General features: G+C 61.7%; 21 protein-coding genes and 2 pseudogenes. 13 read left to right on the top strand and 10 right to left on the bottom strand.

The genetic code is table 11. From position 1 onward, the window contains the following. Positions 1-9 precede the first annotated feature (9 nt). Genes ureE through ureG form a run of 3 tightly spaced genes read left to right on the top strand, consistent with a single transcriptional unit; the run spans position 10 to position 2,000 of the window. Positions 10-645, top strand: coding sequence for an urease accessory protein UreE (gene ureE / locus U5A67_RS01890; RefSeq protein ID WP_205981208.1), 636 nt, complete (start codon positions 10-12; stop codon positions 643-645). Further along, positions 632-1,321, top strand: a complete 690-nt coding sequence (locus tag U5A67_RS01885) for an urease accessory protein UreF (protein ID WP_321814436.1) — start codon at positions 632-634, stop codon at positions 1,319-1,321. The genes ureE and U5A67_RS01885 overlap by 14 nt, the downstream gene beginning before the upstream one ends. Before the next feature lie 49 nt (positions 1,322-1,370). Then, the gene (ureG, locus tag U5A67_RS01880; protein ID WP_205981209.1) at positions 1,371-2,000 is read left to right on the top strand and encodes an urease accessory protein UreG; all 630 of its coding nucleotides are present in this window, start codon (positions 1,371-1,373) and stop codon (positions 1,998-2,000) included. A gap of 43 nt (positions 2,001-2,043) precedes the next feature. Here ureG and waaA read toward each other — a convergent pair whose 3' ends face one another. The 4 genes from waaA to U5A67_RS01860 all read right to left on the bottom strand — a co-directional run bounded on the left by waaA (position 2,044) and on the right by U5A67_RS01860 (position 7,259). Then, positions 2,044-3,366: a lipid IV(A) 3-deoxy-D-manno-octulosonic acid transferase gene (waaA, locus tag U5A67_RS01875; protein WP_321814322.1), complete on the bottom strand. Its 1,323-nt coding sequence runs from the start codon at positions 3,364-3,366 to the stop codon at positions 2,044-2,046. Between the two features lie 46 nt (positions 3,367-3,412). Further along, the gene (locus U5A67_RS01870; protein WP_321814321.1) at positions 3,413-4,297 is read right to left on the bottom strand and encodes a Kdo hydroxylase family protein; all 885 of its coding nucleotides are present in this window, start codon (positions 4,295-4,297) and stop codon (positions 3,413-3,415) included. A 292-nt stretch (positions 4,298-4,589) separates the two neighbouring features. Further along, the gene (gene waaC, locus U5A67_RS01865) at positions 4,590-5,591 is read right to left on the bottom strand and encodes a lipopolysaccharide heptosyltransferase I (RefSeq protein ID WP_415767591.1); all 1,002 of its coding nucleotides are present in this window, start codon (positions 5,589-5,591) and stop codon (positions 4,590-4,592) included. A gap of 273 nt (positions 5,592-5,864) precedes the next feature. Next, positions 5,865-7,259 (bottom strand): phosphomannomutase/phosphoglucomutase, encoded by a 1,395-nt coding sequence (locus tag U5A67_RS01860; RefSeq protein WP_321814320.1) that lies wholly within the window; start codon positions 7,257-7,259, stop codon positions 5,865-5,867. A gap of 296 nt (positions 7,260-7,555) precedes the next feature. Between U5A67_RS01860 and U5A67_RS01855 the strand changes: the two genes are divergently transcribed. After that, positions 7,556-8,818, top strand: coding sequence for an oligosaccharide flippase family protein (locus tag U5A67_RS01855; RefSeq protein WP_321814319.1), 1,263 nt, complete (start codon positions 7,556-7,558; stop codon positions 8,816-8,818). Beyond that, positions 8,815-9,645 carry a glycosyltransferase gene (locus U5A67_RS01850; RefSeq protein ID WP_321814318.1) on the top strand — a complete coding sequence of 277 codons (831 nt, stop codon included), beginning with the start codon at positions 8,815-8,817 and terminating at the stop codon, positions 9,643-9,645. Before U5A67_RS01855 ends, U5A67_RS01850 begins: the two co-directional genes overlap by 4 nt. Before the next feature lie 240 nt (positions 9,646-9,885). Here the strand turns inward: U5A67_RS01850 and U5A67_RS01845 are convergent. Both U5A67_RS01845 and U5A67_RS01840 read right to left on the bottom strand, forming a co-directional pair. Further along, positions 9,886-10,171 (bottom strand): annotated as a pseudogene (locus U5A67_RS01845) (PAAR domain-containing protein). A gap of 67 nt (positions 10,172-10,238) precedes the next feature. After that, positions 10,239-11,042: a hypothetical protein gene (locus U5A67_RS01840; RefSeq protein WP_321814317.1), complete on the bottom strand. Its 804-nt coding sequence runs from the start codon at positions 11,040-11,042 to the stop codon at positions 10,239-10,241. 129 nt (positions 11,043-11,171) lie between these two features. Between U5A67_RS01840 and U5A67_RS01835 the strand changes: the two are divergent. Continuing rightward, positions 11,172-11,338, top strand: a pseudogene (locus U5A67_RS01835) (IS110 family transposase); the annotation flags it as partial. Between the two features lie 217 nt (positions 11,339-11,555). Here the strand turns inward: U5A67_RS01835 and U5A67_RS01830 are convergent. After that, positions 11,556-11,978 carry a hypothetical protein gene (locus tag U5A67_RS01830; protein WP_321814316.1) on the bottom strand — a complete coding sequence of 141 codons (423 nt, stop codon included), beginning with the start codon at positions 11,976-11,978 and terminating at the stop codon, positions 11,556-11,558. A 429-nt stretch (positions 11,979-12,407) separates the two neighbouring features. Between U5A67_RS01830 and U5A67_RS01825 the strand changes: the two genes are divergently transcribed. The 4 genes from U5A67_RS01825 (at position 12,408) to U5A67_RS01810 (ending at position 16,579) form a co-directional block, all read left to right on the top strand. After that, positions 12,408-13,130 carry a hypothetical protein gene (locus U5A67_RS01825; protein WP_321814315.1) on the top strand — a complete coding sequence of 241 codons (723 nt, stop codon included), beginning with the start codon at positions 12,408-12,410 and terminating at the stop codon, positions 13,128-13,130. Between the two features lie 984 nt (positions 13,131-14,114). Then, positions 14,115-15,149: an integrase domain-containing protein gene (locus tag U5A67_RS01820; protein WP_321814314.1), complete on the top strand. Its 1,035-nt coding sequence runs from the start codon at positions 14,115-14,117 to the stop codon at positions 15,147-15,149. Positions 15,150-15,178: 29 nt separating this feature from the next. Continuing rightward, a complete protein-coding gene (locus tag U5A67_RS01815) occupies positions 15,179-15,727 on the top strand; it encodes a hypothetical protein (RefSeq protein ID WP_321959670.1) in 549 nt (182 codons plus the stop codon). 54 nt (positions 15,728-15,781) lie between these two features. Further along, the gene (locus U5A67_RS01810; protein WP_321814312.1) at positions 15,782-16,579 is read left to right on the top strand and encodes a hypothetical protein; all 798 of its coding nucleotides are present in this window, start codon (positions 15,782-15,784) and stop codon (positions 16,577-16,579) included. A 501-nt stretch (positions 16,580-17,080) separates the two neighbouring features. On the opposite strand, the gene U5A67_RS01805 is transcribed toward U5A67_RS01810, so the two are convergent. Together U5A67_RS01805 and U5A67_RS01800 are read right to left on the bottom strand one after the other, a co-directional pair. Further along, positions 17,081-17,824: an LrgB family protein gene (locus U5A67_RS01805; protein WP_321814310.1), complete on the bottom strand. Its 744-nt coding sequence runs from the start codon at positions 17,822-17,824 to the stop codon at positions 17,081-17,083. Next, positions 17,821-18,189 carry a CidA/LrgA family protein gene (locus tag U5A67_RS01800; RefSeq protein WP_321814309.1) on the bottom strand — a complete coding sequence of 123 codons (369 nt, stop codon included), beginning with the start codon at positions 18,187-18,189 and terminating at the stop codon, positions 17,821-17,823. Before U5A67_RS01800 ends, U5A67_RS01805 begins: the two co-directional genes overlap by 4 nt. A gap of 283 nt (positions 18,190-18,472) precedes the next feature. Between U5A67_RS01800 and U5A67_RS01795 the strand changes: the two genes are divergently transcribed. The 3 genes from U5A67_RS01795 (at position 18,473) to cysC (ending at position 21,400) form a co-directional block, all read left to right on the top strand. Next, the gene (locus U5A67_RS01795; RefSeq protein WP_321959669.1) at positions 18,473-19,618 is read left to right on the top strand and encodes a glycosyltransferase family 4 protein; all 1,146 of its coding nucleotides are present in this window, start codon (positions 18,473-18,475) and stop codon (positions 19,616-19,618) included. 28 nt (positions 19,619-19,646) lie between these two features. Beyond that, positions 19,647-20,678 (top strand): UDP-glucose 4-epimerase GalE, encoded by a 1,032-nt coding sequence (gene galE / locus U5A67_RS01790; RefSeq protein WP_321814307.1) that lies wholly within the window; start codon positions 19,647-19,649, stop codon positions 20,676-20,678. A 182-nt stretch (positions 20,679-20,860) separates the two neighbouring features. Next, on the top strand, positions 20,861-21,400 hold the full coding sequence (gene cysC / locus U5A67_RS01785) for an adenylyl-sulfate kinase (RefSeq protein ID WP_321814306.1): 540 nt from the start codon (positions 20,861-20,863) through the stop codon (positions 21,398-21,400). A gap of 108 nt (positions 21,401-21,508) precedes the next feature. On the opposite strand, the gene U5A67_RS01780 is transcribed toward cysC, so the two are convergent. Next, positions 21,509-23,113 carry a hypothetical protein gene (locus U5A67_RS01780; protein ID WP_321814305.1) on the bottom strand — a complete coding sequence of 535 codons (1,605 nt, stop codon included), beginning with the start codon at positions 23,111-23,113 and terminating at the stop codon, positions 21,509-21,511. Positions 23,114-23,131: the final 18 nt, after the last annotated feature.

The raw sequence follows: 23,131 nt of genomic DNA, 5'->3' as shown, positions 1-23,131 counted from the left end.
AGTTCTGATATGCGCACGATCGACAAACGACTCACTGCAAAGCTCGCGAACGTGCTGGTCAAGCGCGCGCCCACGCTCACGCTGCCGTACGACATGCGCTGCAAGAGCCGCTTCGCGGCCACGCTCGATAGCGGCGAAGAAGTCGGCATCGTGCTGCCGCGCGGCACGATCCTGCGCGAAGGCGACATGCTGGTCGCCGACGATGGCGGTCTCGTGCGCGTGATCGCGGCCGCACAAAGCGTGCTGCGCGTGCGCGCGCACGAGCGCCTCACGCTCACGCGCGCCGCCTATCACCTGGGCAACCGCCACACGCCCGTGGAAGTGGGCACGGATGAACTGAAGCTCGAAGCCGATCCCGTGCTGGAAGACATGCTCAAGCGCCTGGGCGCGCAGGTCGAGCGCGCGGAGTTGCCGTTCCAGCCCGAAGCGGGCGCGTACGGCGGCGGTCATCGGCATGGCCACGACGAAACCTTTGCCGAAGACTACGCGCTCGCGCAGCGCGTGTTCGACGAGCATCACGGGCACGCGCACGATCACGCACACTCGCACGATCATTCGCACGACCACGCGCATGACCACGACTGCGGGCACGACCACGCGCACTGCGACGGCCACGCGCACGATCACAGCCATGAACATCGCTGAACTCACCGCGCTGCTGCATCTGGCCTCGCCGGCCCTACCGATTGGCGCGTTCAGCTACTCGCAGGGTCTGGAAGCGGCCATCGACATCGGCATGATCGCCAATGCCGACGATGCCGCGCACTGGATCGCCAACGGTCTCGCCAACGTGCTCGCGCCCGGCGAGTTGCCCTACCTCGCGCATCAGCTCGAACGCTGGCGCACGCACGATGCCGAAACCACCCAGGCGCTGATCGACGCCAACGCGGAATTCATCGCCAGCCGCGAGTCGGCGGAATTGCGTCGCGAGACCGCGCAGATGGGCTGGTCGCTGCGTCAGTTGTGCGCGCAACTGGAATGGAGCGATGCCACGCGGCGCGCCACGCTCGAACGCATGACGCCGATCGCGCAGCCCACCGCTTTCGCATTCGCGGCCTGGGCGCACGAGGCCTCCACCGAGGCGACGCTCGCGGCCTACGCCTTCAGCTGGGTCGAGAACCAGACGGCTGCGGCGCTAAAAGCCGTGCCGCTCGGCCAGCTTGCGGGCCAACGCATCGTGGTCGCGCTGCGGCCTCGCATCGAAGACGCCGTGGCCCGCGCGCTCGCCACGCCGCCCGCGTCGATCAATACCTTTGCGCCGCAACTCGGCATCCTGTCCGCGCGGCACGAATCGCAGTATTCGCGGCTATTCCGCTCCTGACCGCAACTGACGCACTGACGCAACCGACCTCATCCGCATCGCACGACTCATGAACAACACACGCACCAAGAAACTGCCGCCGCTGCGCGTCGGCGTCGGCGGCCCGGTGGGCTCCGGCAAGACCACGCTGCTCGAAATGCTCTGCAAGGCCATGCGCGAGCGTTACGACCTGGTCGCCATCACCAACGACATCTATACGAAGGAAGATCAGCGTCTGCTGACGGTCGCGGGCGCCCTGCCCGCCGAGCGCATCATGGGCGTGGAAACCGGCGGCTGCCCGCACACGGCGATCCGCGAAGATGCGTCGATCAACCTCGAAGCCGTCGACCAGATGCTCACGCGCTTTCCCGACGCCGATATCGTCTTTATCGAATCGGGCGGCGACAATCTCGCGGCCACGTTCAGCCCCGAGCTGTCGGACCTGACGATTTACGTGATCGACGTGGCGGGCGGCGAGAAAATTCCGCGCAAGGGCGGCCCCGGCATCACGAAATCGGATCTGCTGGTGATCAACAAGACCGATCTCGCGCCGATGGTGGGTGCGAATCTGGACGTGATGGCCTCGGATGCGCAGAAGATGCGCGGCGAGCGTCCGTTTGTGATGTGCAATCTCAAGGCGCTCGACGGCCTCGATCAGGTGATTGCCTTCATCGAGAAGAAGGGACTGCTGACGGCCTGAGTGTCGTCAGCAGTCTTTGCACCGTAGGCGCTCAAGGCGGCGCTTAAAGATCGAGCGCCGCCGAAGCGTGCTCGGGCAACAGCGTGGTGAGCACGTCCACCGTGCGCGCCGTCGCGCCACGGTGGCGCGCGGCAAACGCGGAGGCCGCCGCGCCCATCGTCACGCGGCGCGACTTGTCTTCGAACAGTTCGCGCAGCGCGCGCGCCAGATCGGCCGGGTCCTGCACCTGCAGCGCCGCGCCTGCGGCCACGGCATCGGCGGTGGCCTGGGTGAAGTTGAACACGTGCGGGCCGATCAGCACCGGCGTGCCCACCGCGCACGCTTCGATCAGATTCTGCCCGCCCAGCGGCAGCAGACTTCCGCCGATAAACGCCAGATCGGCGGCCGCGTAATACGCGCCCATTTCGCCCATCGAATCGCCAAGCAGCACGTTCACGTCCGGCGGCAACGCGCGCACATTCGTCTGCCCTTCCACCGAAGGCGCGGGCGCCCACTGCGAGCGCCGTTCCAGCTTGAAGTTCTTGCGCGTGACGAGGGCCGCGACTTCATCGAAACGCTGCGGATGGCGCGGCACGAGCAGCAGCAGCGCGTCCGGCACCTTGAGTGCGGCGAACGCCTCCAGCACGAGTTCCTCTTCGCCTTCGCGCGTGCTCGCCGCCACCCACACGGGCCGCGTGCCGATCGCCCGGCGCCAGTCGCGCCCGCGCGCGACGAGCGCAGGCGGGCTCGCCATATCGAACTTCAGATTGCCGAGCACCGCCACGTTGCGCGCGCCCAGCGTGCTCAGGCGCTCGGCATCGGCGGGACTTTGCGCCAGCACGCGCGTAAAGCCGCCGAACACTTCGCGCGCGCCCGCGCCAAACTTCGCCGCACGCTTGAACGAACGCGCCGACATGCGCGCGTTGGTCAGCACGAGCGGGACATCGGCGCGCTTGCATTCGTCGATGAGCGTGGGCCACACCTCGGTCTCCATCACGAGACCGAGCGAGGGACGCCAGGTGCGCAGAAAGCGCCGCACCGCATGCGGCATGTCGTACGGCAGATAGCAGCGCAGCACGCGATCGCCGAACAGTTGCTCGCCGGTCGCGCGCCCGCCCGGCGTCATGTGCGTGAGCAGGATGCGCGCATCGGGGCGCGCCGCCAGCAGCGCATCGACCAGCGGCTGCGCCGCGCGCGTCTCGCCGACCGAGACGGCATGCACCCAGATCAGCGGCGTGTCGTCCTCGGGCAGACGCCCGGCGCTATGACCGAAACGCTCGCAGACGTGCTCGCGATAGCCACGCTCGCGGCGCGAACGGATCATCAGCCGCAGCACCGCGAGCGGCGCGATCAGCCACCAGGCCGCGCGATAAATCGCCCTTAGCATCGGGCCTCCGCGCGGGCTTCGGGTGCGCTCGTACTCATCGTCGGCATCAAACCAGTTCCTTGCCCTTGAGGCGTTGCAGAATGCCCAGCGGCGCCCATTCGGGGTGCACCATGTCCTTCGCCGGCAGGAAGAAAGTCTGTTCCATCATGAACTGGCCGGACATGACCGCGTGCGAGGTGTGATCGGAGAAACACACCCAGACGCTGCCCGGCGGAAAGCCGATGGTCTCTTGCGGGCAGGCCTTCTGATAATCGAGATCGGCCTTCATGCCGTCGTGCAGATTGAGCATCAGATGGTCGTACTCGCTGCGCGGCGACTTGGTGATGTGCAGCAGGTTCTGCAGCCACGCCGAGCCCGGCATCTGCGCCTTGATATTCGGCAGGAAGCGCTTTGCCATGTCCTCGAACGGCTCGCCCACGCGCCACACGCGCGGCGCGCCGTTGGGATTGACGTTGGTGAACACGCGCAGGATGCGCTCGCCGTAGTTCGGGCGCGACGGGAACGCGTCCACGTGCAGGCGCGAATCGTCCTTGCGCCACGAGGTTTCGCGCGTTTCCACCTGATGCAGACGCAGGCTCGTGGGCGCCACGCGCAGCTTGCCGGTGTACTCGGGAAAGAGGCCGTCGACGAGCGAGCGCGCGCAGGCCTGATAACGCGCGACCAGCGCGCGCACGGCCGACTGCGTCACCGTATCGCCGAGCACGCCGTGCAGCGCGCCGCCGTTCGGATCGAGGCTGATGTTCTTGCGCTTGGGATCGGCGATGGCCGGATCGAGCAGCGCGCGCTCGCCGCCTTCGATCGCGAATTCCAGCTTGGGAAAATACAGCACCTTGCCCTGCTCGACCGCATCGAGCAGTTGCTCGCGCGGCATCGGCAGACACTGCCCTTGCCAGTCGGCGGAAGTGATTTCGATGATCTGGGATTCGTTCATGGTCGCCTCTGGAAGCGATGGATCTGGATGCCTGGCGGGAAAGTCCGGCGGATCAAGGCGCTGACGCGCGCGGTTGCGCAGGCTGTCAGCGAGGCGGATACCGCCCGTGCCCGGGTTGCGCGCCAGCGCGCCGGACCTCGTAGCTTCGGGACCGGGCGCCGCGCGCGCCGACCCTTATACCGCACGGTCCGCAATGCGCGCCTTGATGCGCCGCAGCCTGTCAGGCTTTTCCGACAAAGAAGCTGGAGCACGTTGCCGCACCCCGCGCGCTTGCGCGCATGGCGCGTTCCACTCAAAGCAGGCCGAAGCCCGCGAGCGCGCCCTTGACCTGGGCGAGCGTGGGCGGCTGGCCAGCCGTGCCGAGATTGACGACATTCGGCGACCAGTAGCCGCCGGTGCGCCAGGCGGTCGCGAAATTGTACAACTCGACGGTCGGGCGCTTCAGCGCCGCCGCGATGTGCACGAGGCCGGTATCGACGCCCACGGTGGCCGCCGCGCCGTCGATCAGGCCGACCACGGCGGGCAGCGACAGCTTCGGCGGCACGATGGCAGCTTCGCCGAACTCGCGCGCAAGGCGCTCGCTGGTCGCGCGCTCGGACTCGCTGCCCCACGGCAGCACGAGCGACGCGCCACGGCGCACCAGCGCCTGGCCCAGCTCGATCCAGTGGGCGTCGGGCCATTGCTTGTCGGCGCGCGACGTGGCGTGCACGAACACGACATAAGGCACCGGCAGGTTCAGGCCGAGGCCCGCGAGCGCCTGGGCGGCGCGGAACGTGTCGATACCGAAGTCGATCTCGTCATTCGGCGACGGCGGCGGCAGTTCGAGTGCGCCCGCCACCAGCTGGCGCGTGCGCTCGACCACGTGGGTGCGCGGCTCGATGCGGATCGAGCGGTCGTAGAAGAAACGCACGGGCCATTCGTAGCCCGCGCCATCGGTACGATTGCCCAGACCAACCAGCGGCCCGCGCGCCCAGCTCGCGACCCAGGCGGTCTTGATCAGCCCCTGGCAGTCGATCACGAGATCGTATTTTTCGGCGGCGAGCGCCCGGCGGAACGCGCCGATCTCGCGCCAGTTGGCGCCCGACAGCAAGCGCTTGCGCCAGCGGCGCAGCGAAAACGGAATGGCACGGCGCACGCCATGCACCAGCTCGACGAGCGACTGGAAGCTTTCCTCGACGAGCCAGTCGATCTGGGCGTCGGGATACCGCCGCCGGATGTCGGCGATGGCGGGCATGTTGTGGACGACGTCGCCAAGCGACGACACGCGCACGATAAGGATCTTTTGCACGCTCAAGGCAAACTCGGACTGATTCAGGCGGACAGGTTAAAAAAGGTGCGCAATTTTAGCGCGCCGCGGGGAGTTGAGCGAAAAAGCGGGGGAAAAGTGCGGATATAAGCGCCAGAACTGCCTTCCCGGCCCCTCCCAATCCTTCCCGCTCTCGCGCGCAGGAGTCGCCAGCATAAACGGCGATCGCAAAACGGATGCCACAAATGGCGCGGCGCCGGGCGGAAAAACCGCACGGCGCCGCGATCAGCGCAATTCAGGCGCTCAGGCGCCCGGCGAGGCTTAGAACGGCAGCTTCGCGTCGGCCTTCTCAGCCAGGATCACGCGCTTGAAGTCGGCCTGAATACGCGCGAGCGCGGCTTCGTTATCGGCTTCGAAACGCATGACGACCACCGGCGTGGTGTTCGACGAACGCGCCAGACCGAAGCCGTCCGGGTATTCCACGCGCAGACCGTCGATGGTGATGACTTCGTCCGCGCCGGTGAACTTCGCGTTTTGCTGGAGCTTGGCGATCAGCGCGAAGTTCTCGCCTTCTTCCAGCTTCAGTTGCAGTTCCGGCGTGGCCGTGGAGTTCGGCAGATCGTTGAGCAGCTTGCTCGGGTCCTGGACGCGCGCGAGGATTTCCAGCAGACGCGCGCCCGTGTACAGGCCGTCGTCGAAACCGTACCAGCGGTCCTTGAAGAACACGTGGCCGCTCATTTCGCCCGCCAGCGGCGCGCCGGTTTCACGCAGCTTCGCCTTCACGAGCGAGTGGCCGGTCTTCCACATCAGCGGCTCGCCGCCCTTGGCCTTGACCCACTTCGCCAGGTTACGCGTGCACTTGACGTCGTAAATGATCTGCTTGCCCGGGTTGCGCGAGAGCACTTCTTCCGCGAACAGCATCAGTTGACGGTCCGGGTAAATGATCTGGCCGTCTTTCGTCACCACGCCCAGACGGTCGCCGTCGCCATCGAACGCGAAGCCGATTTCGGCATCCGTTTCCTTGAGCGCGCGGATCACGTCCTGGAGGTTTTCCGGGTGGGCCGGGTCCGGGTGGTGATTCGGGAAGTTGCCGTCGATGTCCGTGAACAGTTCGACCAGCTCGCAACCCATCGCCTTGAACAGACGCGGCGCGAGATCGCCCGCGACGCCGTTGCCGGTGTCGACCACGATCTTCAGCGGACGCGCGAGCTTCACGTCGCCGACGATGCGCGCGACATATTCATCGGCGATATCGTAGTCGGCATAGGTGCCTGCGCCGGTTTCGAAACGTTTGTCGACGATGCGCTGGTACAGCGCCTGAATCTGCTCGCCGTAGATGGCCTTGCCGCGCAGGACCATCTTGAAACCGTTGTAGTCGGGCGGATTGTGGCTGCCCGTCACGACGATGCAGGAATCGACGCTGCGCTCGCCCGTGGGAAGGTTCAGCGGCACGCTGGCCGCGAAATAGCCAACCGGCGTGGGCACCATGCCCACGTTGACGACGTCGACGCCCGCAGCACGCAGGCCATCGGCCAGCGCGGACGACAGATCCGGACCCGAAAGACGGCCGTCGCGGGCGATCACCACCGCGTCGCCGCCCTGCGCACGCACCTCGCTGCCAAACGCCTGGCCGATGGCGTACGCCGTATCCGTGTCGAGCGTCTTGCCGATCACGCCACGAATGTCATAGGCCTTGAAAATCGATTGAGAAGTCATGATGAGGCTCACCGTGCGATGGAAAGTCGGGGGGTCTATTCGTAACATGTTTTGCTACCGGAACGGGACCGGTCGTTACGAAAAGAGGGATCCGTTACAAACTATAATTGCGGGTTTTCGGCATCCGCCGAAGGTTACGCACCTATTTTAATGCCTCGCCGTTTCTTCCAGACGACAAAATCCGCGCCCGTGCTGGCGTGTGCGCCGACGCGCGATCCAGCGTACTACCCGGCGTGCATGAGGGGACCGCGGGTGCGCACGCGCCGTGCCCATGCGCTTCACGGCGGGTGTCACGCATGCTGAGCCTCAAACGCTTCGCCAACCCCGACGTCACGCGCGCCTTCGCCAACATCGTCTGGCTGGGCCTCGAGCGCGTGACACAGATTGCCGTGGCCATCGTCGTCAGCGGTGTGCTGGCACGCTACTTCGGCCCGGATGTGTTCGGCAAATGGCAGTACGCCAACACGCTGCTGCTGGTGCTCGCGCCCATCACCTGGGTCTGCGGCGCCGAAATTCTCGTGCCGACCATTGTCAACAAACCGCGCGAGGAAACCGGCACGGTGCTCGGCAGCGCGTTTGCCTTGCGCATCGGCGTGTCGGCCGTGGCGCTGCTCGTGACGTGGGGCGGTATCGCGATGGGCGCGACCGATCCGATGGTAGGCGCGATGCTCGCAGGCCTCGCGGTCACGATGTTGTTTCGCGAGCCGTTCGTGGGCGTCATCAATGCGTGGCTGCAGAGCATGACGTACAGCAAGCCGCAATTGCTGGCGAGTATGAGCACCGCCATCGTCAAGGCGCTGCTCGTGTTCCTGCTCGCGCGCGCGGCGTTCACGCCGGGCAGCTTCGGCTGGCTGTGGGCGATCGAATCGGCGGCCATCGGCGCGGTGCTGGTGCTGTATTACCGCAGCCGTCACGGTGGCAAGCTCAACTGGCATGTGGACCGCACGCTCTTCCGGCATTTCGCGACGGCAGGCACGGTGTTCTGGATCGGCCTGATCTGTATGTATCTGTTTCTGAAGCTCGACCGGCTGATGCTCGAACGCACGATTTCTTTCGCCGATCTCGGGCGTTACTCCGCCGCGCAACAGCTCAACGAAAACTGGATCACGCTTGCGCTGATGCTTTCGCAAACCATCGCGCCCGCGTTTGTCTATCGCGTGCAGGAAGCCGCGCAACTCAAGCGTAATCTGGTGCGTCTGTTCGCGATGACGGCTGCGTTGATGGTGGCGGGCGCGCTGGTGCTCGACGCGCTCGCGGGCTTCATCATCCATCGCGTGTTCGGGCCGGATTACGCGCAAGCAATCGGCATCTTCCGCTGGGCCGTGTGGCTCTCGCTGCCCGCGGGCATCGAGGCGATTGGCAATCTGGTGGTGCTCAAATATCAGGCGAAATACGTCCTGCTCGCAAAATGGCTGCTCGCGCTCGCGGTGGCGTTCGTGGTGAACCTCGTGGCGATTGCGCGCATGGGCGCATATGGCGCGCTGGTTGGGCTCGCGATCGGTTATCTCGCGGCGGCGTGCGTGAACTTCTATTACATCCGCTTCAAGCTGGCTTCATGACGAATTCTCCCGCTGCTTCGAACCTGACCCGCACGGGCGCACTTGCTGATGTGGCCGTGCTGATGCCCGCCTATAACGGCCAGGCCGATGTCGAGCGCTCGCTTGCTTCGTTTGCCGAAGACGCGCGTGTCTATGCGCTCGTGGTCGATGACGGCAGCACGCCGCCTATCGTCGCGCCTGAACTGCCGGGCATGCAGATCGAAGTGCTGCGCATGGCGAAGAACGGCGGTATCGAGCGGGCGCTCGAAGCCGGTATGAAAGCGCTGGCCACGCGTGGGTTTCGTTACGCCGCGCGTATCGATGCGGGCGATCTTGCTGCGCCTCTGCGGCTTGAGAAGCAACGTGTGCGCATGGAGGCGGAGCCGAAGCTTGCTGCGCTTGGCACGTGGACGCAGGTGGTCACGCGCGCGGGCGACCCGCTCTTCATGCTGCGCCCGCCCGCCGATGCCCGCACGCTGCGCAAGACGCGCATGCTGCGCTCGCCGCTCGTGCATCCTTCGGTGATGTTGCGTATCGATGCGGTGCTGGATGTAGGCAACTATCGCGTGCAGTATCCGGCGGCTGAAGATCTCGATCTGTTTTTGCGCTTGATGGAGCGCTATGACTGCGCGAATCTGCCGGAGCTTGGGCTGTATTACGAGCTGAACGAAGGCGGCATCAGCGCGACCAAGCGGCGCAAGCAGATCGCTTCGACGCTGCGTTTGCAGGCGCGTTATCTGAATGTGCTGAACTGGCGCGACTGGGCCGGGATTGCGAAAAACCTGCTGCATTTTGTGACGCCTTATGGGGCGTTGCAGAAGGTGAAGCGGGCGTTGTTTGCGGGCTGAAAGAAGTCCCCCGTCAGGAAAAAGAGATTCCGCACACAGGCATGCCGTAGACAGCACCGCTGCGGCGAGCCCTGCGGGCTCAGCCCGCGCTGCGGTCTTGGGCGCAGCGCTACTGAACGCTCACGCACGCCAAACGTATCGTAAGCTGCGGCATAAGGGCCAATTGGATGCTAACGGCACCGCCCCGCTCGCGCCGCTCCCTGGTTTTCCAGGCACCGTGAGCGACAATTTGGCTGACAATCACTGATCGCCAACCCGCGCAGTCGTACTTCCAATCAGAGTTGCAGCCGCACTCTGTACGATGGCCATGTAAGGCGGCATGTTCACCGCCAATCGTAAAGCTCGACTGCGCCTCGACGATTTTGTTCACACCATGCGGACGTCCGTCTGGATAGCGCTCAGGACGATCGACTAAATCGTTAAGACGTGCGATAGACTTGCCATCGATCGTATGGACGTCTGAACCAGTAATCACACGTCCACCATGCGATGTGGAATCGCCTACGACACTGATCGACAGTGCCATAGGTCACCTCGTGTCCGAGTTGTAGGGAAACGAATACGCGCAGCTGCGAAGGCACCGCACGCTCCAATCAGTCACCTTCTTGTTCAGAATTGTCTTCGGGATAGTTTGGATCGCTCGTTGCGATTTTTCCTTTTATGTCCTGCACACGAGCGCGATAAGCATCCACCAGGCACGCCTTATCCGCACATGCATTACGAACCGTCCGAATCCAATTGACCTGGTTTAGCCGTACAGGATCCTGATACGAGATCTCCTTCGAATCGATTAATCGCATGGTGACATATCCGCGATTCACCGTTGCATCGAGTTTCACCAAGTCTGGGTTATTGCAGATCAAGTGTTCAACTTTCGTACTCGCTTTTTTGCAGTCAAAACTCTTTTCTGCGTTTGATGGCGCACTCGTCTGACGCTCAAACGCATATGCCCAGGAACCGTCGAGTAGTATCAATTCGTCGGACGACTTATCGATCGCCACATAGCGAAGCCCCTGACAGAGCGGCGTACCCGCATCGCCGAGAAGATAGATGTCTGTCATCGCGCCACCATTCGCGTGGAACTTGCTGCGCAGAAATTCATTGAACTTTTCCAATGACCCGAACGAATGCGAGATGACGGGGTCAACATAGAAGCTCATCTTTTTTTCGACCTTCACGCTGCACTGGTTGCCAGTCTCGTGATAGGTGAACGCAGTACCATCGAAAGTCAGCAAGCCGGCCAGCGCTGGATTCACTGGCAACGAGAGATGGTGAAAATCACTGCCACGTTCAAACTGGGCAGCACCCGTCATCCGATATTCGTCCTGCGCAGCCGCGTAACCTTGCGAGAGCAACAACATGAGCGGCAAGACCAGCCACCGCTTAAGCTTCTTCATGGTGAAAATTGCCATTGACGTTGATAGTTCAGTGATTAGAGTTAAAAACATTCAAACAAAACATATCGCGCTCCCTTTGTCCTCGAGTATGGTTCTCTATATCCAGAAACTCAACAGGAACACCGGCTGGACCAGGTCGAATCGCTTGGCAAGATCGGCACAACCTAAACGGATATCGATTGGCTGTGCAGCGGCTGCAATCAAAGGCTTCGCACGTGCGTGTGGTTTATGAGGCGGGTCCGCGCGGCTACGGGCTATATCGGCAGTGGGTGCAGCGCGGGTTCGAAAGTATGGTCTGAGCGCCATCGCTGATTCCCGGAAAGCCCAGCGAGCGAGTCAAACTTGCACGCCACGGCCGACGGGCCGCACATGCGCGGCCCGCACTCGGGCGATATCCAAGGCTATGCAGACTCTTTTGCGCTCCCCATGCAGGCAGTGACGCGCAACGGGCGGTGAACTGTGCGGTTTAGGGGTGGCCAACCGATGCCGCGTTCCACGCGTTTGTCCACGACGTCATCGTCCTGGTGATGGCGAGACATTCATCGACAAGGCAACCCGAATGTCTTCGAGCGTCACGGTCACGGATTCCGCACCAGCGTACCGACTGCGCACCGCGGCGAAAGCAAGAATGCACCGCAAGGCGTCATCGGAATCTGCGAGTAAGCGCGCCAGCAACGCAGTGGTGACGCAATCGACGGTGTGATGTGAAATGCCAGCACCGGCTTCTCCCGCCAAGATGCGAAAACGGGCTCGCACATGGGAGGCAATCCCGCTCTCGCTTCTTTCAATGCTCGCACAGGCGGCAACATCTGCTTCTGTGCGAGATCCGCAATCACAGTATTGCTCGCGCGGGTCGCACATCATCGACTCGCATGGTACGCACCGCCTGCCGCAAGGGGTGTCGAGCCGGAATGAGTTCGCTTCGTCATCTTTCATCAGAACGCTCCGCTGATCAGGTGAGGAATGGGGTCTCCCCAGGCCCTGAGGAGATTTGCCTGACCAGTATTCCCCCGAAATTTGCGGATGCAAGTCGGGTGGCGCCGCGAGCGGAGATCAACGAAACCCGCTCAATGTTGTCCAGTTACACGCGCGCCTTTCGGTCTACGTAGTCAGCGGCTGAGCGTGGCGCCCACGCAGATTGGGTCCAGCAAAACGCCGATGTGCGAGCCGTGTGGAATGCGCACCGCACGCATACGTTGAGCAGAACACGAATGAAGGCCTATTTGCCCCGTCTTTCTCCTCAACCTGGGGCGACTGGCGCTGCCACACTTAACGCGTTGTCGAGAAGGTCGCGCAGAGGTGAGGCAAAGCCTGCCCGGTGCATCGGCCTCAATCGTTTTCACTCAATGTTGGGAGAAAGTCTGAATGACGAGCAGGAACAAAATCTCGCGGGCAAAAGCCTGGCGACTGAATGCGCTAGAGACTGCGCTGGTCCAGCCGTTGGGCTTGGTCATGGGGCCATTGCCCACCTACGTGCTCGACGCAATCGCACTCGATCATGCGCTACGCCAGCACTTCAAGCACATTGACTGGGAAGAACATCTTGAACGGTGGGTCAATGATGCCCACTCCCTGCGTACCACGCCGGCCTATCTGAGCAAGCTCAAACGACTGGAGTCGCAACAGGTTTGGCATGCCGAGCGCCCGTGGGGCACGCTCGCCGTTCACGCAGCGCCAGGGACGTGCGGCGAGACCAACCGACCATGCGACAGCATTCACTGTACGCTCTACCTCAAGGTCATGCTGGAGCATCCGTTCATGCTGAGCGAGCACCGCAAGACGCCGGCTGACAAGCAATGGTGGGAACCCGCCTTCCTCCAACCTGACGTACGTCTGACCCGCCTGCTCGAGGCGCACGCCTTTGCCCCCCCCGGACCAGATGCTCTGTACGTCGATGAGGGGCATCACCTTTATGTCGGCTCCACTGTCGGCGTTGACCTTGGCTCGCGCACAACGGCTGCTCGCGCACGCGTGGTCCAGCGCATCGCCCAGTTGTTCAGCACCAAACTTGATCGTGACATCGGCGAGCTCTCGGACGACGCACTTAAAGAGCACCTGCTAACCCATCTGGTGGCCGCTCCGTGCTGATCGATCAGGCATAGACGATCGTTTTACCGAGAGTGCTGGCACACACAAAGTGTCCTCACCTGAATTCACGTTTGTCCGAAAAACCTTCATTTGGGCAAATCGTGAATTAAAAACTCACGAATAGTCAATGCCTTACAGATTGACGCGCGCTTGCTTCGGTCTGATCCCCGTAGTCAGGCGCGCAGCCCGCCCCCTGACCTACCCTGCACGGTACAGGAGGGATTTGCATTTTCGAATCGCTCGTACCATAATCAGCACAAAGTTTTACTCCGCCGTTTAATCGGAAACATGTGAAAAAGCAGGAGCTAAGGCTCCCCCCCTGATCAGGCTCCTGATCAGGCGAAACCAAACCCTTCGTCCTTTTCAGGAAGGAGGGTTGCCGCTGCGTGCCCCCTCCTATTTGTTCAGGCGAGGCACGAGCGGCTTCGACCAATGCAGCAGCAAACTGCTAGCTCGCCACACCAGAAAACCGTGGACAACCCACGGCATTGATGGAACTGACGTCAGGCAATTGCGGCACGAATTACCGTGTCGTGCGTTAGTGACGTAGTACGGTCTGCATCGCGCCACTCAGGCGCCTTCAAGCTATTCAGGCTCGTTCTCAATCGACCGCGCGGCAACACGCGCATGGTCCGATTCACGCAATTCAACTGCCCATGCGTCGCAAGGCGCACGACCGTCAGGCGATTGTTCCGCGCACGTGGACATCGACTACCCCTCCGGGCTCATCAACTCCCAGCATGCAGACCTTTCCCGTGCGCTTTGCACTGGACCTCCAGTTAAACAATCCGGAGTCTGCCCGTCCTTCCAGCGCAATCACACCGCAAAGTCCATCGCCGCTATCCGCACTCCTTGAGCGGTCCGGCTCACTTCGCTGACCGGAAACACAAACTGACACATCGGGTTTCTACCCGCTCCCGTGCGCGAGCGCACCGCGCGCACGGGGGGGTCTCAAGGTGCACGCTGACCTCGATAGGAGTACGAATGGGCAAACGCGCTCAAGGTGTCCACCATGCCACGAAACTGAGCAAACAGCTCGGCGGCAGCCTCGATACGCAGTACCACCGCCGCCTTCACTGGCGCGAATTTTCGCGTTTTTGCAGCGATATCGGCCATACCCTGGCCAGGGTCAACGACGCCCAGCCGTGGATGATCGAATTGTTCATCATGTTCCTCGTGGCGGGCGACATGAAACCTGGCACCCTGGCGAACATCAGGGCATCCCTTGCCGTGATTCACGCCGGTGCGGGTCAGACGTTCGCCTTGTCGATCCATAGCAGGTCGCTGAAACTGGAAAGGCGCGACCGCTCTGGAAAACACCGCTCGCTCACGCCGGATGAATTTCATGAACTGGTGAGTCTTGCAGGAAAAATTGACGAGGGTCTCGTCCATATCATCTCGCTCATGCGCTGGCTCGGTCTGCGAAGTCGCGAAGCCTTGATGTCTGCGCGATCCCTTGAAAGCTGGCGAGACCGGATCCTGGCAGGGGAACTACGCCTGCCGGTTGAGCGTGGCGCGAAGAACGCTCGCCCCCGCGAGACGGAAGTACTTCCTGGAAGAACTGCTCCAACGCTGGCCGCAGTTGAAGCGGCGCTTGCCTTCGCCCAAAGCCGGAACTTCGAATTGATTACCGGCTGCCATGGCGATCTGAAAAGCGCGAAATCCAGGCTTAAGGCCTTGTTTGACCGTCTCCCCATGCGCGGAGAACGAGGCAGTCATTCCCTGAGATACACCTTCGCGCAAGAGTTTGCGAACAGTCGCCTGGACCAGGGCACTCCGCCCCTGGATGTGCTCACCGAGCTCAGTGATCGTCTGGGCCACGGTCCGTCACGGCTGAAGATGATCCTGGATGTCTATTGCCGGGAAATCCGGCACCGGTTCCCCGCCGTCATCCACCTGCCGAGCGATTTTGTAGCCACGACACTCCACCGAAAGACTGACGGCATGCAAACACCTGCACAGCCAGAGCACCCCGCCGGCACGCGGCACGATTTCCCTGATGCCTGCCCCGAATCGTGAACGGACGATGTTCGCGATCCCCGATTGTATTGATTACGTTCACCCTGTCAGCACAACTGATTATGACAACACCCACACGAAGCGACCCGTCCCCCCTCTTTGCCAACGCGACCAGCATGCCGGCGTCGGCACTCGTCCAGGAGGCGCAACGCGTTATCGAACGCTACGAGGACAAACATGCCAGCGCGACACTACTGCCTTACTGGCAGTCCTTTGAGCGTTTTCTCGCCTCACTCGGTGATTGGCCTCAAAGCATTCAGGAGGTATCGCCAGATGCTCTGCGCGCTTACGCGCAGCATCTTGACAGGCAGGCTATTGACGTCGATGAGGCGCTGGTCAAGCTAAGCGCAGTCACGCTCATTTGTTTGCATGCAGGCTACCCCGCACAGGAGCTGCGCTCGGCAGTCATCCCACGTGTACGGCGCCCCACCGAAAACCGCGTCTGGAAATCATTCAGGGCTCGCGAATATCAAAAACTTGAATCCTCCCAGCTTGCCCGCTCCCGCCGACGTCGCATGAACAGACAGGCCAGCGACAACAATATACCGTCGGGTATGAACGGGGTGTCCGACACGTGATCGGTCACCCACACGCACCGTATTTTTACTCCGTCTAACAGGAGAATCATTGAGATGGAACAGCACATCGTGATTTACTTTCAGAGCTCGAGCAACGCTGCACAAGCTTGCGCGGCGCAAATTTTTCACGCCCGCACGGGTGGGCTGCTGCACAGGCTGGGCACGCCCGCGCAATCCAGTGATCAGGACTGCGACGCAGAGCAGCACGCGGGCTTCCCGCTTGACGAGATGTATTGCGAAATGATGACGTCAAGACGTGGCGGAATCTTCGACGTTCCGCACGAACACTGTGCAGCAATCACCACATTCATTCGCAGTCGCATCGGCGTGCTCAAGGAACTCAAGGCCGCGATTGTGTGCGTCTCCGCGGACACCGACTCCCAGACACAGGCGCGCAGCGCCATCGAGACACTGCTCTCTGCGGGACTCGCCGCGAAGCAGCTCCACCTGATGTTCACCGCCCCCGCGGACGATCAAGCGTTCGAGGAAGCGTACGCGGCGATCCTTCAATTCGCCGATCAGGCGCAGATCGTCGTACCGCGCAACGCGGTACTCCCCGCACCGGCCGTGTTCGAAAAAGCCCATCAACTCCAGCTTCCCATCGCTGCCGTCCTGAACGGTGCACGTGACTTCGACGCAGAGCTCGTCGCGGGACGCTTCAACGACGCACCTAAAACGGCGCTCCTGGCGCTGGCTCATCGGGCCATCGCGCAGCGCGAACTGCTCAGCCTCGGTGAAGCACTTGAGCGCGTCGGCGCAGCGCTTGCCCTCACGCGTATCACGGCAGAAGAATGGAAAGCAGAAAACCCTGCTCTCGGGAGTCGAAAGCGTATGAGACAGGTTGCACACTAAGCGCTGACCTGCGAGCTGCCTGACACCAGATCTGCAACTGTCGTGACGCCCTATGGCGCGTTGCAGGAGGTTACGCGGGCGTTGTTTGCGGGTGGATAAGGTACAGGCGAGTTCAGCACGTAAGTCGTGCTGAACTCGCCACAGCTCTTAATCGCGCCCGCGGCGCAGGCGCAGCCGCGGATAAACCAAAGGTAGGGAAAATCTGCGTACGTGGATTCGCCAGCACACCGTTTCACGATCGACATTATCGAGCGCGATCTCCATCAGCAGTCCGCCTTCGTCGCATGCCTTCACACTGCGCAGCCAGCCACCGGTGTGCGTCGCGAGCGTCCGCATTTGCATGTTAAGCAGCGGTACGATCCAGATAGAATCGCTGTGAGGTCGACACCGAGCATGCTATAGAGCTCCGCACGTACGTCGAACGAGAAGTCATTTGACTGCCTGCTCCGACGACGTGCGGCAGGCAGCGGAGTGCTCACCGGTTGGCTCCCGACAGGAGCCTTATATCCAGCGCAGCAATATCGGTAGCAACACCGGCACGACAAACGCTGTGAACACGCCATTCAAACCCATGCCGAGCCCGGCAAACGCGCCCATTTCCTCGCTCACCTGAAACGCGCGCGCAGTGCCGATGCCGTGCGACGCCACGCCGATCGCGAAACCACGCACCTCGGTTTCACGCACGCCGACGACATTCAAAATCCAGCGCGCCGTTACCGCGCCGAACACGCCCGTCGAGATCACGAGCACCGCTGTAAGCGAAGGAATACCGCCGACTTTTTCGGCGACCGCCATGGCGATAGGCGTCGTCACCGACTTCGGCGCAATCGACGCGAGCGTTTGCGGCGTCGCGCCCAGTACTTTCGCAATACCCACCGCCGAAATAATCGCCGTTAGTGAGCCCGCAACCAGACCGCCCAGCAAAGGCAGCGCGGTGCGCCGCAGTTTGTCCCACTGCCGATAAAGCGGCAGCGCCAGCGCGACCGTCGCCGGGCCGAGCAGGAAGTGCACGAACTGCGCGCCTTCAAAGTAGGTTCGATACGGCGTGTCAGTGAGTTTGAGCGCGATCACCACAATCGCCACGGCAATCAACACGGGATTTGCCAGCGGATTGTGCTTAGCGCGCGCGTACACGTTCAGCGCAATCAAATACGCGACCAGCGTGAGCGTGAGGCCAAGCAGCGGGGACGCGGCGAGATAGACCCAGATGGCGTCGAGTTTGTCGAGCGGCAGATGTGAGTTCACGCTGCGCCCTCCCCGGCATGGCGATTTCGTTGTCTGCGCAACAATGCACGCGTGACGAGCGCCGTAACGGCGATGCCGAGCGTCGTGCTCAAAACCAGGCTCGCGATCACCGCGAGCGCTTCGCCGCGTACTGCCTGCGCCGACACCATGATGCCCACGCCCGCAGGAATAAAGAGCAGCGAGAGATGGCGCAGCAGTTCGAGCGCAGTGGGTTCGATCGCTGTAGCGGCAGCGGGCCGCATAATCGCGAAAGCGAACAGCAGCAACATGCCGATAACGGGACCGGGAACGGGCAGCGAGAAAACGTATGAAACGCTCTCGCCGAGACACTGGAAAATCAGCAGGGCGGCAAGGGATCGGAGCATGGTCGGGACGTTGCTGGACTTGGGGCGCGGGCACGCGGGAAAGCGGGCGATGCGCCGCCAAGTTTACAGGAACGTTGCATGCAGGACAGCCGTGCTTCCCTTCTAAGGCACTACATCAAAGAGCCATTTGTTTCGCTCAAGAAAATCGGCTTCACTCGCCGCGATCTGACGGCCCGTCGCGCTCGAGTCGTCGGTTAGAATGCTGCACGCCGCAGCAGACCGCCCTTTCGTGCCGTTTGCGCGCATCGCACGCACACTGCCACGCATCCAGATCGTCCCGCCTGTGAATTCCCGCGCCCAAGACAACGCTCTCCACATCGCCCTCGTCTGCAACACCGCGTGGGCGATTTACACCTATCGACGCGGCCTTCTACGCGCGCTGACACAAAGCGGCGCACGCGTGAGCATCATCGCGCCGCGCGATCGCACCTTCGAGCCGCTCGCGCAGATGGGTTGCGAGTGCATCGATTTGCCGGTCGCCTCGAAAGGCACGAATCCGCTGCACGATCTGCGCACGCTGCTCGCGCTTTTCAAACACTATCGCGCGCTGAAACCCAACGTCGTCTTCCACTACACGATCAAGCCAAACATCTACGGCTCGGTCGCGGCGTGGCTCGCGCGCGTGCCGTCGTTGGCGGTCACCACGGGACTGGGCTACGTTTTCATCCAGAAAAGCCGCGCCGCGCAGGTGGCCAAGCGGCTTTATCGCTTTGCATTCCGCTTCCCGCGCGAAGTCTGGTTTTTGAATCGCGACGATGAAACCGCCTTCCGCGAAGAAAATTTGCTCGCGCATCCTGAGCGCGCGCGCCTGCTGCACGGAGAAGGCGTCGATCTCCTAGACTACGCTTTTGCGCCGCTGCCCGAGCGCGGCGAATTCGTTTTCGTGCTGATCGGCCGTTTGCTGTGGGACAAGGGCGTGGGCGAATACGTCGAAGCCGCGCGTCAGGTGCGAAGCCGCTATCCGCAGGCGCGTTTCCAGTTGCTCGGCCCGGTCGGCGTCGATAACCCCAGCGCGATCTCGCGCGAAGAAGTGGCCGCCTGGGAAAGCGAAGGCGTGATCGAATACCTGGGCGAAACCGCCGACGTGCGCCCCTACATTACGAACGCCGATTGCGTGGTCCTGCCCTCTTATCGCGAAGGCGTGCCGCGCACGTTGATGGAAGCAAGCGCGATGGGCCGCCCGATTGTCGCGACCGACGTGCCCGGTTGCCGCGAAGTGGTCTCTCATGGCGAAAACGGCCTGCTCTGCGAAGCGCGCGATGCGACTTCGCTTACGGTTGCTCTGTCAAAAATGCTCGATATGTCCCCGTCCGAACGCGAAGCCATGGCTGTGCGCGGCCGGAAAAAAATCGAGAAAGAATTCGACGAACGGGTTGTGGTACAACGCTACCGGGACTTGATCCAGGACATTACCGGATCGAGCTTCTAACGATATCGAGAGCACACGGGAATACAGCATGGCAGCGACTCACACCAAAGGCACGATCCTCGTCACAGGCGGCGCGGGCTTCATCGGTTCGCACACCTGCGTCGAGCTGCTCAATGGCGGCTTCGACGTGGTCGCTGTCGACAATCTCGTCAACAGCCGCGAAGAGTCGCTCGCCCGCGTCGAGCGTATTACGGGCAAGCCAGTCGCGTTCTATAACGCCGATGTGCGCGATGCCCAGGCGCTCACGCGTATTTTCGAGGCGCACAAGATCACCGGTGTGATTCACTTCGCGGCGCTCAAGGCCGTGGGTGAGTCGGTGGCTAAGCCCATCGAGTATTACCGCAACAATCTCGACGGCTTGCTCGTCGTGCTCGACGTGATGCGCCAGCATGGCGTGAAGCAGTTTGTGTTCAGTTCTTCCGCAACGGTGTATGGCGTACCCGAGCGCTCGCCCATCGACGAAACCTTCCCGCTTTCTGCGACCAATCCCTACGGCCAATCCAAGCTGATCGCCGAGCAGATTCTGCGCGACGTGGTGATTTCGGACCCGTCATGGCGCATTGCAGTGCTGCGTTATTTCAACCCGGTTGGCGCGCATGAGAGCGGTTTGATCGGCGAAGATCCGGCCGGCATTCCGAACAACCTCATGCCATTCGTCGCGCAGGTTGCGGTGGGCAAGCTGGAAAAGCTGCGTGTGTTCGGCGGCGATTACCCGACGCAGGACGGCACGGGCGTGCGCGATTACATTCACGTGGTCGATCTGGCGCAGGGTCACTTGAAGGCGCTCGACGCACTGGTTGCGCGCGATGAGGGCTTTACGGTCAATCTGGGCACCGGTCGCGGTTACAGCGTGCTGGAAGTTGTGAAGGCGTTTGAAGCGGCTTCGGGCAAACCGGTGCCGTATGAGATCGTCACGCGCCGCCCGGGCGATATCGCTGAGTGCTATGCCAACCCCGCGACGGCAGAGAAGCTGATCGGCTGGAAAGCACAGTTTGGTATCGAGCGCATGTGCGTCGACCACTGGCGCTGGCAGGAAAATAATCCGCGAGGATTTGAGTAAATAGATCTAGAACGGCGCCGAAACGGCGCCGTTTCTTTATGCGCAGCGCGTCACGAGCAATTACATCCGGACAGATTTGTTGCCGTTTATTACGTCGTCGTTACAACAACATTATCGCAGCTAGAATACCCACTCAGTTAAGCCGGTTTTTACATAGTGGGGTGCGAGCAGTGGGAACAGCGATGTCGTCGGGGGCCGTGGTATGGCTGACCGGAATGTCCGGTGCAGGCAAATCGACCATTGCCCAAGCCTTGGTCAAACGATTGCAAACGTTTGCAGTCCGCGCGACCGTGCTCGATGGCGACGTGCTGCGCACCGGCCTGAATGCAGATCTCGGCTTCAGCGAAGCCGACCGCACTGAAAACCTGCGCCGCGTCGCGCACGTCGCCGCCCTGTTCTGCCAGGAAGGCTATGTGGCGATCACCGCCACGATCTCGCCTGAGCTTGAGCACCGCGAAAACGCGCGCAAGATCATCGGCGCGGATTCATTTGTTGAAGTGTTCGTCGATACGCCGCTGCGCGTGTGTGAATCGCGCGATCCCAAAGGGCTTTATAAGCGCGCGCGTGCTGGGCAAATTCCGTCATTTACTGGCATCAGCTCGCCCTACCACGCACCCGAACATGCGGATGTTGTGCTGCACACGGAAAGTATGACGGTTGAACACTGCGTCGAGCGGATCATCGCGCATCTGACGCATGCGCGCGCAGCCCACATCGGGTAATTCAGCGCACCGCGGCAAGCGCGGTGCGATTGCATCTCATCTTTATCTTCTTTCAGAGCCGCTGGAATACTCGCGCGAGCCGGGTTGAGCAGGGCCTACCTTCGGAATTCAATACTCGTTCAGGTGTCGGGCAAACACCGGCACGCGAGGCAAGCCCAAGGTCAATCCGTAGGATCCTGCAGTCACCGCAGCCGCTGCCGGCTGTTCAGTCAGATCCGGTCCGATCAAGAATCTGAAGTTGCCACAGACGACAGGCCGGTTAAACAACAGGCGCACACCCCACGGTGCCGGAAGAAGCCTGAAGTCGTGAACACGTCTCAACTCCTTGCCATCGAGCCAGAGTTGATGTGGGCCAAAGTACACCTCGCTGAATCCACCACTCAGCCCGTGCAGATCGATGAAATCAATCAACGGCCGGTTAGCCGCGCACATCACGTTGACCACCCTGGTGCCATCCGGCGCGGCTTCACGCGTCTGCGAAACACCGTCGATCTCCCGAACCTTGAATTGAACGCAGAGCACCAGGCAAATCAAGGCGACGGCGGAGAAGGCGCGCACCACCCGGGAACTCGCCCCTCCTCCTGAACCGGACCAGATCCAGCGCAACGCCAGCCACGCGAGCAACGCCAGGTAAGGCACAGCCCACTTGAAATAGTGGACGTTATGGAATCGCCACATGCCTTCCGGCAGTAAATCGCCATACGGTGCGTACAACGCGAAGTGAAGCAGGATGGCGAGAGCAAGCACGCGCAGCATTTTGTCGCCGCGAACGATAGCGACGACGATGCCCACTATCGACAGCAGGAGCCACGGATAATGCGTGACCAGCGAAGCCTGCGGTTCGAGATAGGCTGTATTCGTGTCGAACACCAGTGACCAGACTTTTCGGGGCAACTCAGCGATAAAGTAGCCACTGGAGGAGGCCGTCGATTGCATGTAGCCACCGAGCGGACGCCCAAAAATCTTATAGTTGACCGCTGCAAATACCGCCAGCCAGAACATCAGGCCCAGACCCAGGGCGGCGCAAATCGCGAGCACACGCCTCCAGAGTTTCGCCAGTTCTGCCACGCTTCGTGACGGCACCACGAACAATACATACGCCGGGAAGAAGATCGCCGCGAGACCGGCGTCAACTGGGCGCAGCACAATCAGCGCACCGAACAACATCGAAAATACGACAGCCCACAATACCGCACCGCGAGTGGCTTCACCACCACCGCCGATTTTTTTTTGCCGCAACAGGATCAACAGGCAAAGCGAGTAGATCAGCGCAGTTCCTGACGTCGTCCAAGGGATCGCGTAATTCACGATAACGGTGGGCGTGAACCACAGCGCCGCCGCAGTCAGTATGAGAATCTCCACTCGCGAAAGGTACTGATCGGCGAACTTGACGAACGCGTAGACGAAAACCAGCAGCGCAAAACCGTCGAACACGAAGAACGGATGGTTAGGAGTCCAGTGCAGAAAGATGCGACCGATCAGCGGATACAGGACCGGGTAATAGAAGTTATCCGGCAACCAGTGGTGCAAGGCGAGTGCTTTTGCTTCTTTGAGGTATTCCCCCTGATCGAACCAACCCCACCATCCCTGTGGAGCATCCGGGTTATTGCCCGGTAATGCCGGGTGAGCGAGATAGGCGACCGAATAGACAATGAGCGTTCCCCACAGGAACACCCAGGTCGGAATGGTGTATCGATTAAGGCCTCTGGACATGCGCAATTCGATAAAATT

It is taken from the genome of Paraburkholderia sp. J69-1 (genome assembly GCF_905220255.1).
Classification (GTDB): Bacteria; Pseudomonadota; Gammaproteobacteria; order Burkholderiales; family Burkholderiaceae; genus Paraburkholderia.
The sequence above is the reverse complement of the archived record's forward strand: the minus strand, read 5'-3'. Positions and strand labels throughout refer to the sequence as shown.

What these genes read in the sequence shown, in the direction of transcription:
- U5A67_RS01885 (WP_321814436.1), top strand. Translation starts at nt 632, where the DNA reads ATGAACATCGCTGAACTCACCGCGCTGCTGCATCTGGCCTCGCCGGCC.
- waaA (WP_321814322.1), bottom strand. Translation starts at nt 3,366, where the DNA reads ATGCTAAGGGCGATTTATCGCGCGGCCTGGTGGCTGATCGCGCCGCTC.
- ureG (WP_205981209.1), top strand. Translation starts at nt 1,371, where the DNA reads ATGAACAACACACGCACCAAGAAACTGCCGCCGCTGCGCGTCGGCGTC.
- U5A67_RS01860 (WP_321814320.1), bottom strand. Translation starts at nt 7,259, where the DNA reads ATGACTTCTCAATCGATTTTCAAGGCCTATGACATTCGTGGCGTGATC.
- U5A67_RS01870 (WP_321814321.1), bottom strand. Translation starts at nt 4,297, where the DNA reads ATGAACGAATCCCAGATCATCGAAATCACTTCCGCCGACTGGCAAGGG.
- U5A67_RS01840 (WP_321814317.1), bottom strand. Translation starts at nt 11,042, where the DNA reads ATGAAGAAGCTTAAGCGGTGGCTGGTCTTGCCGCTCATGTTGTTGCTC.
- U5A67_RS01825 (WP_321814315.1), top strand. Translation starts at nt 12,408, where the DNA reads ATGACGAGCAGGAACAAAATCTCGCGGGCAAAAGCCTGGCGACTGAAT.
- U5A67_RS01855 (WP_321814319.1), top strand. Translation starts at nt 7,556, where the DNA reads ATGCTGAGCCTCAAACGCTTCGCCAACCCCGACGTCACGCGCGCCTTC.
- U5A67_RS01850 (WP_321814318.1), top strand. Translation starts at nt 8,815, where the DNA reads ATGACGAATTCTCCCGCTGCTTCGAACCTGACCCGCACGGGCGCACTT.
- U5A67_RS01830 (WP_321814316.1), bottom strand. Translation starts at nt 11,978, where the DNA reads ATGAAAGATGACGAAGCGAACTCATTCCGGCTCGACACCCCTTGCGGC.
- U5A67_RS01810 (WP_321814312.1), top strand. Translation starts at nt 15,782, where the DNA reads ATGGAACAGCACATCGTGATTTACTTTCAGAGCTCGAGCAACGCTGCA.
- U5A67_RS01780 (WP_321814305.1), bottom strand. Translation starts at nt 23,113, where the DNA reads ATGTCCAGAGGCCTTAATCGATACACCATTCCGACCTGGGTGTTCCTG.
- U5A67_RS01820 (WP_321814314.1), top strand. Translation starts at nt 14,115, where the DNA reads ATGGGCAAACGCGCTCAAGGTGTCCACCATGCCACGAAACTGAGCAAA.
- U5A67_RS01800 (WP_321814309.1), bottom strand. Translation starts at nt 18,189, where the DNA reads ATGCTCCGATCCCTTGCCGCCCTGCTGATTTTCCAGTGTCTCGGCGAG.
- cysC (WP_321814306.1), top strand. Translation starts at nt 20,861, where the DNA reads ATGTCGTCGGGGGCCGTGGTATGGCTGACCGGAATGTCCGGTGCAGGC.
- ureE (WP_205981208.1), top strand. Translation starts at nt 10, where the DNA reads ATGCGCACGATCGACAAACGACTCACTGCAAAGCTCGCGAACGTGCTG.
- galE (WP_321814307.1), top strand. Translation starts at nt 19,647, where the DNA reads ATGGCAGCGACTCACACCAAAGGCACGATCCTCGTCACAGGCGGCGCG.